This is a genomic window from Pseudoduganella sp. R-32, assembly GCF_049913245.1.
Classification (GTDB): Bacteria; Pseudomonadota; Gammaproteobacteria; order Burkholderiales; family Burkholderiaceae_D; genus Rugamonas.
In genome coordinates, this window is sequence record NZ_CP183987.1 from 4,100,427 (window position 1) to 4,117,193 (window position 16,767).

Sequence of the window (16,767 nt, forward strand, 5' to 3'; positions counted from 1 at the left end):
AGCCGAATACATTATGTCATCTTCGAAATAGGACAAAGGAGACGCAGACGTGCGTGTGTTGACTGCCGCAATTTCGGTGGTAAAAATTCAGATCGATCCGCCTGCAGAGGGCGGACAGACCACCGTGCTTGTTTATCAGCACGTGAATCGCAAATCACTGGTACCTTGCCAACCAGAGACGAGCTATTTTGTTGTTTCGGATGGAGAAGAGAGGCGTATCGCCAGGGCACCAGAATGGGATGACGCACTTGGTGGTTTTGAGAAAGCGTTTTGGGATGAATCCGGAAACGCTTATATTGCTTCGGATTCAATGGGTAAGATCGATCGCATCTTCCCGTCCCCTTCAATGGGCCACTCTACTTGTTTGGATGCAGACAGCCTCGACCTTCGATAAGCGCTTCCAGCCTTCCCACCAAGAGCGCATTCGTGCCCAAGCATCGAAATAGCCAGCTTTTCTCACACGTGGCCACGGTGACTTAATGAAGGGCGGCGTAATCACCCGCTATAGGTGCATTCTGCCGTCGACATCGGCAATACCATTCCATGAAGAGATAAGACTTGCTCATCGTTCTGGCGCGATTCGACGAGGACCGTGACGTCGTGTTGGACGAATGGCGAGACGCATTCGACGAGCGACGCTAGACATGTCCTGTATCCGCGAGCGGACTGCGTCCGAGCTCCTGTTGTGACTGGACAGCCCACACCGTACGTCTGCGTTTGACCGCCCTCCCCATTCCAGCTACTCTCGATCAATGCTTCTCCATTCAGCGCCCCTGGAGCACCTGTTGGGCACATCTTTGCTACCCTGCCATGACCTTCCACGTTAAACGGCTTGCAGCACATCAGTTCGAGCAGTTCATCTCAGAGGTGGCAGACTACGCTATCTATACGATATCTCCGGAAGGCGAGATTACCAGCTGGAATGTCGGCGCGGAACAATCGACGCAATACGCCGAAACGGAGGTGCTGGGCAAGCATTTCTCGCTGTTCTGCACCGCCGAAGATCGCATTACGCGACTTCCTGAGGTGGCACTCCGCGTGGCTGCAGAGCAGCGTTTCGAAGGCGAAGGCTGGTGTGTCCGTAAGGACGGAACCCAGTTTTGGGCAAATACCGTGGTGGATGCAGTGCGTGACGTAACGGCAAAGCTGATCGGCTTTACCGTCATCACACGGGACATCACGGAGCGGGTTCGGGCGCAGGAAGCACTCTATGCGAGCGAACAGCAATTTCGGCTGCTGGTACAAAGCGTAACTGACTACGCCATCTACCTCCTTTCGCCCTCCGGCATCGTCACCAGCTGGAACACCGGCGCCGCGCGCATCAAAGGCTACGAGAGTGAGGAGATCGTTGGCCAACATTTTTCACGTTTCTATACGAACGAAGACAAGGCCGCTGGGCTTCCTGAGATCGCACTGAAGACTGCCGAGCGAGAAGGGAGATTTGAACGCGAAGGCTGGCGCGTCCGCCGGGACGGCACCCGATTCTGGGCACACGTCGTCATCGACCCGGTGCGGGACCGTATGGGCCAACTGATAGGGTTTGCCAAGGTGACACGCGACGTCACTGCGAAACGGTATGCCGACGATGCACTTGCGCGTGCGAAGGACGCGCTATTCCAGTCCCAAAAGGTAGAAGCACTTGGCAAGCTGACAGGGGGCGTCTCGCATGATTTCAACAACCTCCTGAACGTCATCGTCAATGGTTTGCACTTGCTAAAACTCGAATCGAACCGTGAGACGCAACAGCGTACGATCGATACAATGGAGCGCGCCGCAAAGCGCGGCGCCAAATTGACGCAACAGTTGCTGGCCTTCGCGCGCCAGCAGCCGATTCGGCAGGAGCATGTCAACGTCAATCAGGTATTGACAAGTTTTGAGCCCGTCCTCCGGCGCGCAATCCGCAGCGATATCTCGCTCGATCTGTCTCTTGCTCCCCATTTGCCCGACATCCTGGTGGACGAAGCCCAACTGAAAGCAGCAGTGCTCAACCTGGTCGTCAATGCTCGCGATGCCATCCAAGGGAACGGCAGGATCGTGATCAGCACAGAACTGGACGACACCCCTGCCAAGCGGCCAGATACCGGAACTGGGATCGCGTGCGACATTCTCCTGAGAGTAGAAGATACTGGGACAGGGATGAGTGAAGAGGTCGCTCAACGGGCTATCGAGCCTTTTTACACGACCAAGCCGCTCGGCGAAGGCACTGGACTCGGCCTCAGCCAGGTTTACGGACTCGCGGGACAGTCGGGGGGCACTCTCACTCTCGCCTCTTCGCTGGGCCGCGGCACCATCGTCACGCTTGCCATCCCCATAGTAGCAAGCGCAACCGCGAACGCATCCACATCATGTCCCATCAAGGTCCTGGTCGTTGACGATCAGCCTGAGGTACTGGAGATGACCGTTCAGCTCATCGAGAGCCTCGGATACTTAGCTCTCTCCGCGCATAGCGGCCAAGCGGCCCTGGACCTGCTGAGTCACGAGCCCGGCATAAGCATTCTCTTCAGCGATGTCGTGATGCCTGGGATGAACGGCCTCGAATTGGCGTCGAGTGCGATCGAACTGGCACCTATGCTGAAGGTGATCCTCGCAACCGGGTACATGAATTCCTTCCTGCTCGAGCAGCGGCACGGCTTCGGATTGGACAATTTCCCACTGCTGCAAAAGCCGTTTTCCTTCGAGGATGTCGCCCGACAACTGAAAGTGCTCGCCACCACATGAAAGGTGAGACCGTGATATTCCCTGGTTGTCGATACGGTTAATCCGGAAGCCTCGACGGCAAAGCCGGCTTGAGCTAGCGCTTGTGGCGCACAAAGGAACTTCCGACGAGACTGGATTTTGGAAATGCCCGTCAAAGCCCGTCAGCTGCAATGCATGATGGGCTTGTCCAGTTCCGTTCTCAAATAGTGCGGGCCGGACACCTGTGCCGTTATACTGATTGTCTTGAACTGCCCACGAGCACTCAATGCACTGCTACCAGACTGGCTTTCGAACCGCGTCGCCACAAAGTTTATGCGGTCACGTGAGGACCGCACAGACAACTGGATGGTACGGACGCCCATTTCCGAATGCTTATCTTTGTGATCCAGGTTAGCGGCTGCGCCGGAATGCATTGCGCGGCGCCGCCCGCTTCGGCGAATCGATGTGACGGAATGTGATGCGCCCCTTGCTCAGGTCATACGCCGACAACTCAAGCGTCACCCGGTCACCCGCGAGGATGCGAATAAAGTTCTTTTTCATACGCCCTGCCGCATAAGCGATCAGGCGATGCCCATTTTCCAGTTCAACACGAAAACGGCTGTCAGGAAGCACCTCGTGCACCACGCCCGGCATTTCAATAAGGTCTTCTTTTGCCATCTCTCACAACCTTCGCACAATGTGGATATTGGTGGCGCGAGAACCCCACGCCGACTCGGTGAGCTCATACGAAACGAGCTTTTGCTCGAGTAAGCCGGCAGATTGATCTCCAACAAAGTCTCCAATCTCGGCTGCAATATCGCATCCCCCAGCATCCGGTCTGATCTGACCGATGCCCTTTAGCCTGCTAAACCAATGAATCGTGCCTGTATGTGTGCTCATGTGCTGCTCCTTGCTGTAGACGTGCGAACCCAATTCTCAAGTAGAGCCAGTGGTCGAGGATCGGACAGGAATGGCCGCCAGGCCGAGACAGGTAGGAAACAGGACGGTGACGAAGTACCGAAGTGGGAGGTCAGTGTATAGGAAGTTGGCCAAATCACCTAATCTGCTTGTTCCGATAGTTCTTCAATTCAACATTCTCTGAGGGGAGAACTGGGCAAGCATGAGCCGGCCCGAATAAGCACGTCCCATGGGTAAATGGGTTGCACGTTCCCAAGCTGTTGATTTCCTTAGAAATTGTACAAAAACGCACATCAGTTCGAGGCGTAGGGCCCTGCAGTACGTTTGCAGTGTTTTGGAGGAAGTTATGCAGGCACTGTGATCGGCTTTGCGTTCATGGGGAGCAAATCATCCAGGAGCGAGGAATCAGCGTTACAGGAACTGGCCAGAATTAAAGCTCATTGATAATTCTGTGGGGCGATCATGCGATTTTTCTGGCAAGCGTATGCACCTAAAAATAAAGCCCTGTAAAAACAGGGCCTTACTGGTCATTTAAGCTGGAAATCTAATATTGCCATTTGGAAATTCACTCCCACTCGGATATCATCGAGGTTTATAAGGCCCTGATTTATTGCCGTTTTTCTGATATCGAAAACTCCAATACCATCAACAATACCATTATCAAAACCTTGACGCCGAGCCATCAAAACCCTGAACTTCACTATACTTGCAATGACATTCTGCACCTAACCTACAGTACAGGAAGGTCGGTGTGAATCGTCTTCCAACTTTGAAGTAAACATAGGCAACTGCGTTGCGCATCTCGTAAGCGAACGCCAGCGGCAACTCGGGATGCCGTGTTGCGAACTCCGGATAATGTTTTTGGATGTTGTTGCTAGCCTCGCCCAGGATCTCAAGGTTACGGATCACGGCATCCTGAACCAGCTCTTTCGCAAAAAGACGACTTCGTCCAGATTATCGGTGTATCGAGTGATGCGTTCGATCACCTGCAACATGTGCGCAAGATAGTCGATCAAGCGCTGCTCATCCTTGCTCATACAGGCACAGCTTTTGCGAAAACGGCGGCACTGAATTTCTCTGGCAGTGCTTTCGAGTGGGTCAGCGAATTTCATCAGGGCCAGCGGTAACGCCGCACACAAGGCCGGATAACTGCGACTTTTCTAGTCTTAAATTGCTTGAAATACCTTGCAAAAGGGAGGCGTCCATATAGATTGAATCGCCGCGCGTCTAAGCCGCCTGCCGACCTACCAGCAGGCGGGCCACGTGGGCCGTCATGGCGACGCCCGTGTGCGCAAGATCAGAGCCGTGCTTCTGGCGCAGCCTGCTCAGGGCGCAGACGGCACGAGAGTGACGATGACGCGTCGGTAGCGCGTCAGCGCTGGTCTGCCCTTATCGACCACCTTTACGATGAAGTGGGCGGTCTCCGTCTTGGTTACCACTGGCGCCTGCCCCGATACGGTATGATGATTTTCCGCATACCCCAGCTTGATCGGCTCCCTGTAGCTGCCAGCTTCCGGGTACTGAAACCACAGGTAGCTCAAGCTATCTCCATCGGGGTCGGAGCTGCCGGCGGCGCTCATCACGAAGTTTTCGCCGGATTTGATGGTCAGCCGATCGCTATGACCGAGCTTGACGACCGGCGGATGATTCGCCTCCTTGTATGGCTTGGTGGTCCAATCCATTCGAGCTGCGAAATCGTTCTGAAAGTCTTTGCGCCAGCGCATGATGGTGGTTCTGTACCCAGTGAAAACCTTATCGTGAGCCCGCACGCTGCGGAAATAGTCGCTGTTGACCATCGGAGTGTAAGTATCCACGGCGTTGGTCCAGATGGCACGGGGCTCTTGCAATACTGGTACATTGCCGGTGAAGCCTTTTGGATCGGTTGTCTCCAACGCTGGCGTGTACAACTCGTAGCGCCCACCCCAGCCGCCCCAGTCCGGATGCTCGGGCGCGTTCAGGCCGTTTGGGATCAAGGAAAGGAAGGATGGCGTATCGCCCTCCACGCTAAAAGAGACATCGGGATAGATCGCGCCCAGCGGTCCATGCCCCTGTTGAATATTCGTAGCGATCCAGTCGTTGCTGACCTCCGTGCTGTCGAAGCCCGGCTCGATCGTGTGCATGCCGGTCCAAGTGCCATTGCCATACCCGCCGGGGCTGACGATATAAAACAGTTCGGGAAACCGAGTGCGCATCCAGATTCCGGAATCGTCCTGATCGGAGATCGTATAAACGCGCAATTTACTTACCAGGTGAGCAGCCTGCTCCGGGGTCCTGTCGCGGCCAATGCGATACAACGCTTGAGCGAGAGTATTTGCACCGCCCCAGACCGCAACCCATAGCGGCCGCGTGTCATTTTTTTCCAGGGCCTTGATAATGGCGTCCGATCCCGGCGAGTCCTTGCCATCGCCGACACCAAGCATACCGTACAGTTGCCGGCCGGAGCGCACCACGGCTTTCAGCCTCGCCGGTTTCGGAAAACCCGGTTCGTGCTTCAACAGCTGGGGTTGTACTCGGCCGTAGGCGTCGATGATCGCATGGATGGATTCCGGAGCGACACGCGACTTCTGATGCGTGGAGGTAGTGGCGACGATGCCTTCGATATCGATCTGGTTCGCGTACAGAAGCAAGCGCACGAGCGACTGGCTGTCGTCGGGATCGGCCTCGATATCGGTGAGAACAATCAGGCGTTGTTTCGGTTCGGCGAAGCTAAGGGCCGGCACGCAGGCCAATAACGCCATCGATATCGTCATGATTGGAAGTAGTCGCATCATCTCTGTATTGGATTGGGCGCCGGTGGCGCGCACCGCGTCGCCGAAGATCTGGTGGTAAGAATTGAGCGTCGACAAATTGTCACACGGCCAAGAAGGTTTTCTACGGCCAAGCTGAAGCATAGAGAGGACGGCGCAGTCGACGGTAGCGATTTTTCTGGAAATGCTTGCAGTGTGCGGATAGTTGAAAGACTTGGGGATTTACTTCTGTTTGCCGAGTGCTCTGACGGTGAAGCCAATCCGGCGAGCCGCTTCCGTATGGCGCAGTTTGTTCAAGCCGCAGATGCCGCACACGCGCCAAGTCTACTTGGCCGACACAAGGCGGTCATATTGGAGGTGATGCGGCGCGCTCACGAATTCGGCTTGCCAGCAGACGGCAGGTGCGCGCCAACCACGAGCGCTGCCAAGCTGGAATTGGCTTGGCGCGTGAGCAGTGGCCACGGCAGGCGGGTTGCCGCCGATTGCCCGATACTCAAAGCGCTCTATTGTTGACTTCTGCGGTTGGGATCTTGGTGGTCCAGCAGCAGCACGGCGGCGGCTCGGCGCCCCGTCGCCATCGGAACAAAGCGATGGCCAGCCTCATTGCGCATCGCCGGCACGAGCCAGACGTGCGGTAAAAGGACACGGGATGGCAGGCACCGAAATAGCGCTAATGGTGAAGATAGTACAAGCGTGCAGATAATCGCATTGATTATGCACTTCCTTGCGGTCGATGTGCGGCGACGGCGGTACGGCCGCTGGCACTCAGGTGGTGGCTGGCTCGAACAGCGGCCCTTTAAAGCGCGCAATAGCAAAATCTGCACGAGCTCGCGTACCGGCCGTGCAGAATTTTCGCCCAAGGCCGTCATGGCAGGCGGCGGCCCATTTTGGCGTGTATTTTTGCCGCAAAATTTGGGATAGACTCCGCCGGATTGCTGGGCAGGTGGCCGGACGCCCCATCCCGCAAACGAAACCAGTCAACGGCATGTCGGGCGTGTTCGGCGCCGACAGTGGCGGCGGCAGCTGGCGCCGCATCCCCGACGATAAGCATCAGTTTGGCGGTATCAGACCCATGGCGGCCGATCAGAACGAAACAGGATGCGCTGGCGGACGCATGCTTCGATTCGGCCGTCTACGTGTGCCAAGAAAGAGAGAAAGATCTCAATGAAACTAAAAAAATGCAGTATGGGGGTGACCTTGTGGGCTGCCTTGGCAATATGTGGCTGTGGTGGGAACAAAGCAATTGCCAACAGCCCTACCGAGCCTGCCAAGACGACATTTGATTGGACTTCGAGTCCGCCGCTTATTGCGCCACAACCAGATCCAACTCAAAAAATTTTCGGCGTGAAGGATCCTACGGTTGTTTACGCGAACGGCAAATATCACGTATTCATCACGACGGCCGGGTCTACTGGTTGGGGTCTCGGGTACACAAGCTTCGACAAGTGGTCGAACGCGTCGGCTGCGAAAATAGTCCCACTTAACAAATCCCCTATGGGCCCAGGTTATCGCGCAGCGCCGCAAGTATTCTATTTCGCTCCGCAGAAAACATGGTACCTGGTCTATCAAGGCGCCGATCCGCTGTATTCGACCTCGAAAGATATCGACGATCCCCTGTCCTGGAGCGCGCCGAAAAAGTTCTTTCCAGTCGAACCCGACATCGTCAAGGCCCCGCTCGGTGTTGGCTGGCTGGATTTCTGGGTGATTTGCGACGACAAAAAATGCTATATGTTCGCTACCGACGACAATGGGCGTTTGCTTCGATCCGAAACCGGGTTAAGCCAGTTCCCGAATGGTTTCCGCAATACCGTCGCCGTCATGACCGAGAAGAAGGAAGATCTGTTCGAGGCAAGCAATACCTACAAGATTGCCAACACGAACACCTACATTACTCTGGTAGAGGCAATTTCGCCAAAAGGACGTTACTTCCGCGTTTGGAAGAGCGATAGCCTGGGCGGGAAATGGGAGCCATTCTCTTCCACGCCAATGAACGCTTTCGCGACTAGCGATAACGTTGAACAGATTTGGTCGGAAGGGATTTCCCACGGTGAAGTGGTGCGGACTAATACCGATCAGACGATGACAATCGATCCTTGTCGGCCGCTCGAATACCTCTTCCAGGGGAATGACCCTGCAGTGCGTGTGGACGATTACATCAAAATTCCATACCGGTTAGGTGTTCTCACGGCAAAGGGTGAAAACCCGGTGAGCGCCCTCTGCCGCTGATCCAGCGGCCTACATCGAACGCTTCCTGCAGGAGCTGCCGCGCAGCCGGCGGCTCTGCCGCAATCCTTAAAAGACATATTCTGGAATCCGATCTCCGTATGAACATTATCAGACAAAGCCTCGTCATTCTCGGCATGATCGCGGCACCGGCTTTTGCCGCCAGCCAGGTCAGCATCAGCATCGACGCCGGCAAACCCGGCACTGTCATCAACAAGAACGTGTACGGCCAGTTCGCCGAACACCTCGGAACCGGCGTCTACGAAGGCATGTGGGTCGGCCCGCAGTCGAACATCCCCAACACCAGGGGCTGGCGCAACGACGTCGTCGGCGCGCTCAAGGAGTTGCATGTGCCGCTGGTGCGCTGGCCGGGCGGCTGTTTCGCCGACACCTACCATTGGCGCGACGGCATAGGCCAGCAGGACAAGCGGCCGAGCAACGTCCACGCCAATGGCAGCGTCGACCAGATCAACGCCGTCGGCACCCACGAATTCTTCGACCTGATCGAGATGCTGGGCGCCGAGGCCTACGTCAACGGCAACGTCGGTACCGGCAGCGTGCAGGAAATGTCCGACTGGGTCGAGTACATGACTGCGGAAGGCGGCTCGCCCCTGGCCAGGCTGCGCGCGCAGAACGGGCGTGAAAAGCCCTTCAAAGTCGCCTACTTCGGTATCGGCAATGAGTTGTGGGGCTGCGGCGGCAACATGAAGCCCGACTACTATGCGAACCTGTACAGCAATTACGAGCATTTCCTGCGGGCGCCCGAGAAGTCCAGGCCGAAAATGATCGCCAGCGGCGGCAGTGGCTTCGACACCGCGTGGACCCAGGTCCTGAGCAAGGAACTGAAGGACCGCACGACCGGCATCAGCGTTCACCAGTACACCATCCCGACCGGCAAGTGGGACGTCAAGGGCAAGGACCTCGGCTTCAAGGAAGGCGAGTGGATCTCGACCCTCGCCAATACCTTGAAAATGGATCAGCTGATCAAAGATCACGTGGTCGTGCTGGACAAGAACGATCCCGAAAAGAAGATCGGGCTGATGATCGACGAGTGGGGTACCTGGTATGACGAAGTGGGTGCCAAGAGCGCGTTGTTCCAGCAGAACTCCCTGCGCGACGCGCTCGTGGCGGCGCTCAACTTCCATATCTTCCACGAGCACGCCCAGCGGGTCCCGATGGCCACCATCGCCCAGATGGTCAACGTCCTGCAGGCAATGATCCTGACCGACAAGGAGAAAATGGTCCTGACCCCGACCTACTACACCTTCCAGATGTATGTGCCGTTCCAGGATGCCAGGTCCCTGCCCCTGGCAATCAAAGACAACACCAGCTACACCCTGGGCGGATTGACCATTCCCGGCGTGAGCGCTTCTGCGGCGCGCGCCAAGGACGGCAAGCTCTACCTGGCGCTGGTCAACACCGATCCGCACAAGGCGACCGATGTTGCCGTCAACGTCGCCGGCGCCAAGGTAACAGCCGCGACTGGCAAGGTGCTGACCTCGACCATGATGGACGCGCACAACACCTTCCAGTCTCCGCAGGCCATCAAGCCGGCGACCTTCAGCACGCGTGCCGCAAGCGGCAAGCTCTCGATCAAGGTACCCGCCAAGGCCGTGATGGTAGTCGCTCTGGAGGAGTAATCGCCGCACGCGCAAGCGCTACGTGATCGCAATGTCCACGCACGCCCATCGGCACCGATGTGCAACATCCTGTCCGCTAACCACTTTTCGACCCCTTATGAAACCAACCAGCCTCGCCGCCGTGCTTCTTGTGTCCGCATTTGCCTCGCTGCCTGTGATCTCCTATGCGCTCAACCCGGTTATCCAAACGATGTATACCGCCGATCCGGCTCCGATGGTCCATAAGGGCACGCTCTACCTGTTCTCCAGCCACGACGAAGACGTCGGGGAAAAGAACAACTTCAAAATGAAGAACTGGGTGCTCGCCACGACGACGGACATGGTGAACTGGACCCAGTATGGCGTGATCGCCTCGCTACGGGATTTCCCCTGGGCCGCCAAGGAGAACTCCGGTTGGGACGGTTTCGACAACGGCGCCTGGGCTCCCCAGGTGATCGAGAGGGATGGCAAATGGTATCTCTATGCGCCGGTGCACGGCCGGGGCATAGGCGTGCTGGTGGCCGATAATCCCCTGGGGCCCTACAGCGATCCCCTCCGGAAACCACTGATCGCCGGCCACGCCGGCGGCCTGTACGACAGCATCGATCCGACCGTGTACGTCGACGACCAGGGCCAGGCCTATCTCGCCTGGGGCAATCCCAATCTGTGGTCGGTGAAGCTGAACAAGGACATGATTTCCTACGACACCAGCGTCGGTGAGAACGGCATCATTGGCCACCCGATGACCGTCAAGGCACTGGGCGAGCGCAACCCGCCGGACACACAGGGCGTCACGTTGCCCAAGCCTGCTCTGCGCGGCACATCATACGAAGAGGGTCCCTGGTTCTACAAGCGCAAGAATCTCCATTACCTGTTTTTTGCCGGTGGCCCCATCCCTGAGCACCTCGCCTACTCCACCGGCCCGACACCCGAAGGCCCGTGGACCTACGGCGGGGTCGTCATGCCCCCGCAAAGCGCCTTCACCAACCACCCGGGCGTGATCGACTACAAAGGCAAGACCTACCTCTTCTACCACAACGCCGCGCTGCCGGGAGGCGACGGCTTCAAACGTTCAGTGGCCGTCGACGAGTTGAAGTTCAATCCGGATGGCTCGGTCCAGATGGTGCAGCCGACCAAGGAAGGGCCGGCGCCGATTGCCACCCTCGCCCCCTACAAGCGCGTCGAAGCCGAGACCATCGCCTGGGCTTCCGGAGTCAAGATCGAGCCCAGCAGCGCTGGCGGACAGAATGTGCGGGACATCCACGACGGGGACCACATCCAGGTGCGCAATGTCGATTTCGGCGAGATCGGCGCGCGCGCCTTCATGGCAAGCGTCTCCAGCACGGCCAAGGCGAAGCATGCCACTGGCGCGCAGATCGAGATTCGCCTGGACAAACTCGACGGCCAGTTGATCGGCACGCTGGCGGTCGCGGGAAGCGGCGGCCAATGGATGTCGCAGTCCACCCGGATCGCCGCGGTCTCCGGCGTCCACGATCTTTTTTTCGTGTTCCGCGGCGCGGCAGGCGAAGAACTGTTCAAGTTCGATTACTGGCAATTTTCCGAACGCGAACAGCCCGATGCGTCCCGTCCCCTCGCGGCGGCACAGGCGAGTCCTGCCCATAACCCCCTGATCTGGGCCGACGTCCCGGATATCGCAATCATCCGAGTAGGAAAAACCTACTACATGAGCAGCACGACGATGCACATGAGCCCGGGCCTGCCGATCATGAAGTCGACGGATCTGGTCAACTGGAGCATGGCCTCCTACGCCTATGACACCCTGGCCGACGACGAAGCCTACCGCCTCGAGAACGGCAAGAACGTCTACGGCGCCGGTTCCTGGGCCAGCAGCCTGCGCTATCACGACGGCGTGTTTCATGCCTCGACTTTTGCCGCTACTGCGGGAGGACGCACTCATATCTTCACCACGCGCGATCCCGATCGCGGCCCATGGAAGGAGACGAGTTTCGAGCCCCTGATGAACGACCACAGCCTGTTCTTCGACGACGACGGCCGGGTCTATATGGTCTGGGGCTGCAACCGCATCATGCTCACCGAGCTGAAACGCGACCTCACCGGCATCAAGCCCGGCGGCGTCAACAAGCCCATCATCGAGCACGTCAACGCCCTCTTCGGCGCCGACCAGGGCGGACTCTGTGGCGAGGGATCGCAGCTTTCCAAGATCAACGGCCGCTACTACCTCTTCAACATCGCCTCTCCCAAGACCCGCTGGGCGCGCACCGTCATCGTCCACCGCGCCGACAAGATCGACGGCCCCTACGAGGGCCGCATCGCGCTCGATGACCGCGGTATCGCCCAGGGCGGCCTGATCGACACCCCGGACGGTAAATGGTATGCCTACTTGTTCAAGGACAATGGCGCCGTCGGTCGCATCCCCTACCTTGTACCCGTGACCTGGAAAGATGGCTGGCCTGTGCTGGGCAAGGACGGCGAGGTGCCCATGAAGCTCGACCTCCCTGCCGGCGGCCAGGGCACCTCCGGCGCCTCCGGCATCGTCGCCTCCGACGAATTCGACCGCCTGCCCGGCGCCCTCGACCTGCCCCTCGCCTGGCAATGGAATCACAATCCCGAGCCTCGAACCTGGTCGCTCACCAAGCGCCCTGGCTACCTGAGCCTGGTTACCAGCCGGGTCGATTCCAGCCTGCCCGAGGCCAGGAATACCCTCACCCAGCGCACCTTTGGCCCTGACAGTTTCGCCACCACCAGCATCGACGTGAGCAGCATGCAAGACGGGGATTGGGCTGGCCTGGCCGCGTTTCAGAAGAAGTATGGTTTTGTCGGCGTCAAGATGAGCGGCGGCGCCAGATCGCTCGTCATGGTGAGCGCCGACTCCGACCACCCCGAGGAGATCGCCTCGATTCCCCTCTCCGGCAAAACCGTTCACCTCAAGGTCGAGTGCGAGTTTCAATCTGCGTCCGGTGACGCCCGCTTCGGCCTCGACGAAACTGGTGCCAAGACCTACGGCATGCCCGGCGCGCCTGAACTAGCCCGCTTCTCCTACAGCCTCGACGGTAAATCCTGGACCCCTATCGGTCGCCCCTCGCGCCTTGCTTACACCTTCCCGCACTTCATGGGTTACCGCTACGCGCTTTTCTTTTATTCGACCAAGACCTCTGGCGGCCGCGTCGACTTTGACTACTACCGGATCGGCCAAAGCGGGGCCTCCCGCTGACCGCCTCGCCATCACGGGACAAGCAACGGCATAGCGCGAATGGCGAAGATTTTAGAAGGTGCAGAAAATGGCATAGATACTGCACTTCCTTGCATTCGGCCTGCGGCGATGGCGGCGCAGCCGATGGCGCCTTGATGGTGGCCCGATTTGAACGGCCGGCTGTAGAGCGATCAATAGCAGAATCTGCACGAGTATCGATACCGGCCGTGCAGAATTTTCGAGCGCCGCCAGAATGGCCGGCGGCAGCGCATTTCAGCGTCTATTTTTACCGAATTTCTTGGGATAGACTCGGCCGGTTTGCTGGGCAACTTGGCCTGCCCACCGTCCTGCAAGCGAAGCCAGACTTACGGAAGTAGCCGTCTCGCGGGCAGGCATTCCATGTCTCCCCATAACGTTAATAATGATGAGGTAATTGAAATGAATAGACGTTGGATCAATACATTCCTTCTTATGACTTTAGGGAACGTTGTGAGTGCGCAGGCTCAGACTTGCACTCCAACAGCGGTGACACCCTATATTCATTCGTCTGGCGCCTGGAATATGTCGGCGGCTGCAACGGTGAATGCCGGGAGCCAGATCGTATTTGGCCCGCAACCAATACAAGGCGGCCCCTGGTCATGGAGCGGGTCCTGCGGGACATCAGGTTCTGCGCGTGAGCAAATCGTTACGCCAAGCGCTAGCTGCAGTGCAACAGCTGTCTACACCAACAGTTGCGGTGCAAAAACTGCGCAGGATTTCACGATTACGGTTCCTCTTTATCCTAATTACAATACCAATCCACTTCCTCCGGATGCGACTGGCATGAGCAGCAATGCCAAAGAGTTGGCTGCCAAGATGAAGCTGGGCACGAACATTGGCAACACCATGGAGGCTTGGGGGTGCAGCCCCGCCGCAGAGACTTGCTGGGGTCTGCCCATGGTTTCTGCCGCCTACGTCAAATTGGTCAAGGACAGCGGTTTCGACGCGATTCGGATCCCCGTATCCTGGGATCAGTATGCCGATCAGGTCACTGGAAAAATCAGCGATGCTTGGCTCAACCGCGTGAAGCAGGTGGTGCAGTATGCCGTGGATAACGGGCTCTACGTGATCGTCAACATCCATTGGGATGGTGGTTGGTTGGAGAGGAATATCTCCGAAGAAAAGAAGGCCGCAGTCAACGCCAAGCAGAAAGCCTATTGGGAGCAAATCGCCACGAAGCTGCGTGACTTTGACGAACGTGTCTTGTTTGCTAGCGCTAACGAGCCCGATGCTGAGACTGCCGAGGAAATCGCCGTTCTTGACAGCTACCACCAAACCTTTGTGGATGCGGTTCGTTCGACAGGCGGCAAGAACGCTTATCGGGTGCTGGTGATCCAGGCGCCAAGAACCGACATCAATCTGGCTCACGAACATTGGGATGTCATGCCATCCGACACGGTAGCGGGTCGCCAAATGGCTGAAGTCCATTTTTACCCGTTCAGTTTTACGCTCCAGGACAAGGATGAACCGTGGTCACAAATGTTCTATTACTGGGGCAATGGTTACCACTCGACGACCGATACCTATCGCAATTCGACGCGAGAAGAAGAGGCCCATGTCGATGAACAATTCGCCAAAATGAAAACCAAGTTTGTGGACCAGGGAACGCCAGTCGTGTTGGGGGAGTACGCCGCAATGCTGCGTCCTCACCTTACTGGGGATGATCTCGCCCTGCATCGCGCTTCGCGGGCGTATTACCACCAATACGTGACTCGCAAGGCGCTTGAAAATGGCATGTTGCCGTTCATGTGGGAAGTCGGCGTGGACCCCGGTCTGTTGTTTGACCGCGGTACTCCGGCTGTAGGGGATCAGCAAACACTTGATGCACTTTTGGCAGGCGCTGGCAAAGCCATTGTATTGGATACTCGCCCAAATAAATGGGCCTTGAGCAGTGGCGCCACAAGTGGTGGATCAGCTTCGTATACCCAATTTACTCTAAGCCAAGCGGGCGCTGCTGCCGGCTACACGTTCGCCAATCCGGTTAGTTGGACCGGGGCGAGCCTGAAAGTGGTCCTTAATTTCGACCAGGCGTTTGTTTCAAATCAAAATGGAGGAATGGATCCCTTGTTCCAGTTCTACACTTATTCGGCCAATTGGGCTGCTTCCGAGTTTAAGTGCTGGACTGAAAATAGAACGCTGGTTGCAGGTCAGGATACAGAGTTCACGTGTTCTGGTTTTGGCCTCCAGAACGCAGTGGGGGTAGGTATCCAATTCGCCGGCTCCGCAGGTTCGGTGACCATTAAACGAGCGAGTATCAGGCTTGCTCAATAAGATGCATGAGCAGTTGCGACGCCTCGCGCGACGCGGCTGCTCACCGGCGCGGAAAGCATGTTCCTCGTTGCCAACGCGCCGCCGCCTGCTTAAGTTGTCGACCTCTTATCGATGTTTATTTTCTGTAGAAACGCATGTGCCCAACACTGCCAGAAACCAGTTTGCCCCCGTCCGGAGCTGAACGTGAGCCGCACTGGGAGCGCAAGCATAATCGCTCCGCCATAGGCCTTGTGATTCTCCTCCATCTGGCACTGGGAGCGATCGTGATGCTGGAGCCCTCGCGCAAGCCTCCACCCAAACCGGGGCCGCGCAGTGTCGATGTCGTGCTCTTCGAGGCGAAGGTGCTGGAACGAGACATTCCCGAACCTCTGCCCGAACCACGCGAAGTCGCGCCTCCCACGGTAGAGCCCCCGTCCATGCCGGATCTGCCTCCCGTCAAAGTGGCCGAAAGCCCGGTGGCTGCGCCGCTTGCGGTCGATGCCGTGCCGGCGCCGGCGCCATCAATCGCCGCAGCACCTCCCCCTCCCCCTCCCCCGCCGCAGCCTGCGGCCAAGGAGGCCAGCGAACCGCCCAAGCTGTTCGAAGAGTGTGCCGACTCGTCGGATCGGCAAATGGTTGCCGACGTCTATCGCCTCACCGTCGGCAACCAGTCGGTGTCCGAGATGCGACGGAAGAAGCCTATCAAGCGGGTTTGCCTGGCCCAACTCGATATCACGCCGCGCTCCTTCCGCGAAGGCTTTCCCGGCATGGGCTCGACAGTCGAATGGTTCGGGATGGATATTCGCTTTACCGTCAATATCGCTGAAACCGCCACATGGGAACTGCTGCTCTTAGCCGACGATGGCGCCATTCTCAGCGTCCACGATGAAAACGTGATCGAGAACGATGGCATTCACGCCCCTACGCCCGTCGCGACCAGGATCAAGCTGGAGAAGGGCCTGCGCAATTTCCGCGTGCGCTACTTCCAGGGTCCTGGCCCGGATCTCGCATTGATGCTTGCCTGGAAAAAACCGGGCGCGGCCGATTACAGCTACCTGCCGCGTAGCCTGCTAGGGCGGCCCCCGGCCGGCGCGCTGCCACCGATCCAGCACAGGGATTGACG

The 16,767-nt window shown here is 57.8% G+C and carries 11 protein-coding genes; 7 read left to right on the forward strand and 4 right to left on the reverse strand.

Translation table 11 applies throughout. The features are described 5' to 3' along the window. Window positions 1-49 precede the first annotated feature (49 nt). Both ACN9MU_RS18615 and ACN9MU_RS18620 read left to right on the forward strand, forming a co-directional pair. Entirely contained in the window at window positions 50-394 is a 345-nt protein-coding gene (locus ACN9MU_RS18615) for a hypothetical protein (protein WP_426335901.1), read from the forward strand. A 416-nt stretch (window positions 395-810) separates the two neighbouring features. Then, window positions 811-2,718, forward strand: a complete 1,908-nt coding sequence (locus ACN9MU_RS18620) for a PAS domain S-box protein (protein WP_426318200.1) — start codon at window positions 811-813, stop codon at window positions 2,716-2,718. A gap of 369 nt (window positions 2,719-3,087) precedes the next feature. On the opposite strand, the gene infA is transcribed toward ACN9MU_RS18620, so the two are convergent. The 4 genes from infA to ACN9MU_RS18640 form a co-directional block, all read right to left on the reverse strand. Beyond that, entirely contained in the window at window positions 3,088-3,354 is a 267-nt protein-coding gene (gene infA, locus ACN9MU_RS18625) for a translation initiation factor IF-1 (RefSeq protein ID WP_426161886.1), read from the reverse strand. Window positions 3,355-4,254: 900 nt separating this feature from the next. Continuing rightward, on the reverse strand, window positions 4,255-4,503 hold the full coding sequence (locus tag ACN9MU_RS18630) for a DUF86 domain-containing protein (protein ID WP_426318201.1): 249 nt from the start codon (window positions 4,501-4,503) through the stop codon (window positions 4,255-4,257). Further along, on the reverse strand, window positions 4,500-4,706 hold the full coding sequence (locus ACN9MU_RS18635; protein ID WP_426318202.1) for a hypothetical protein: 207 nt from the start codon (window positions 4,704-4,706) through the stop codon (window positions 4,500-4,502). The genes ACN9MU_RS18630 and ACN9MU_RS18635 overlap by 4 nt, the downstream gene beginning before the upstream one ends. Window positions 4,707-4,919: 213 nt before the next feature. Further along, on the reverse strand, window positions 4,920-6,440 hold the full coding sequence (locus ACN9MU_RS18640) for a nucleoside hydrolase-like domain-containing protein (protein ID WP_426343268.1): 1,521 nt from the start codon (window positions 6,438-6,440) through the stop codon (window positions 4,920-4,922). 1,065 nt (window positions 6,441-7,505) lie between these two features. On the opposite strand from ACN9MU_RS18640, the gene ACN9MU_RS18645 reads away from it, so the two are divergent. The 5 genes from ACN9MU_RS18645 to ACN9MU_RS18665 all read left to right on the forward strand — a co-directional run bounded on the left by ACN9MU_RS18645 (window position 7,506) and on the right by ACN9MU_RS18665 (window position 16,765). After that, entirely contained in the window at window positions 7,506-8,567 is a 1,062-nt protein-coding gene (locus ACN9MU_RS18645) for a non-reducing end alpha-L-arabinofuranosidase family hydrolase (RefSeq protein ID WP_426343269.1), read from the forward strand. Between the two features lie 98 nt (window positions 8,568-8,665). Next, on the forward strand, window positions 8,666-10,204 hold the full coding sequence (locus tag ACN9MU_RS18650) for an alpha-N-arabinofuranosidase (RefSeq protein ID WP_426343270.1): 1,539 nt from the start codon (window positions 8,666-8,668) through the stop codon (window positions 10,202-10,204). Between the two features lie 97 nt (window positions 10,205-10,301). Further along, a complete protein-coding gene (locus tag ACN9MU_RS18655; protein WP_426343271.1) occupies window positions 10,302-13,376 on the forward strand; it encodes a family 43 glycosylhydrolase in 3,075 nt (1,024 codons plus the stop codon). A gap of 378 nt (window positions 13,377-13,754) precedes the next feature. Continuing rightward, window positions 13,755-15,665, forward strand: coding sequence for a cellulase family glycosylhydrolase (locus ACN9MU_RS18660; protein ID WP_426318207.1), 1,911 nt, complete (start codon window positions 13,755-13,757; stop codon window positions 15,663-15,665). A 416-nt stretch (window positions 15,666-16,081) separates the two neighbouring features. After that, window positions 16,082-16,765 (forward strand): PA14 domain-containing protein, encoded by a 684-nt coding sequence (locus ACN9MU_RS18665; protein ID WP_426343272.1) that lies wholly within the window; start codon window positions 16,082-16,084, stop codon window positions 16,763-16,765. The last annotated feature ends 2 nt before the right edge of the window (window positions 16,766-16,767 follow it).

What these genes read in the sequence shown, in the direction of transcription:
- ACN9MU_RS18645 (WP_426343269.1), top strand. Translation starts at nt 7,506, where the DNA reads ATGAAACTAAAAAAATGCAGTATGGGGGTGACCTTGTGGGCTGCCTTG.
- ACN9MU_RS18635 (WP_426318202.1), bottom strand. Translation starts at nt 4,706, where the DNA reads ATGAAATTCGCTGACCCACTCGAAAGCACTGCCAGAGAAATTCAGTGC.
- infA (WP_426161886.1), bottom strand. Translation starts at nt 3,354, where the DNA reads ATGGCAAAAGAAGACCTTATTGAAATGCCGGGCGTGGTGCACGAGGTG.
- ACN9MU_RS18655 (WP_426343271.1), top strand. Translation starts at nt 10,302, where the DNA reads ATGAAACCAACCAGCCTCGCCGCCGTGCTTCTTGTGTCCGCATTTGCC.
- ACN9MU_RS18665 (WP_426343272.1), top strand. Translation starts at nt 16,082, where the DNA reads ATGCCGGATCTGCCTCCCGTCAAAGTGGCCGAAAGCCCGGTGGCTGCG.
- ACN9MU_RS18660 (WP_426318207.1), top strand. Translation starts at nt 13,755, where the DNA reads ATGTCTCCCCATAACGTTAATAATGATGAGGTAATTGAAATGAATAGA.
- ACN9MU_RS18620 (WP_426318200.1), top strand. Translation starts at nt 811, where the DNA reads ATGACCTTCCACGTTAAACGGCTTGCAGCACATCAGTTCGAGCAGTTC.
- ACN9MU_RS18650 (WP_426343270.1), top strand. Translation starts at nt 8,666, where the DNA reads ATGAACATTATCAGACAAAGCCTCGTCATTCTCGGCATGATCGCGGCA.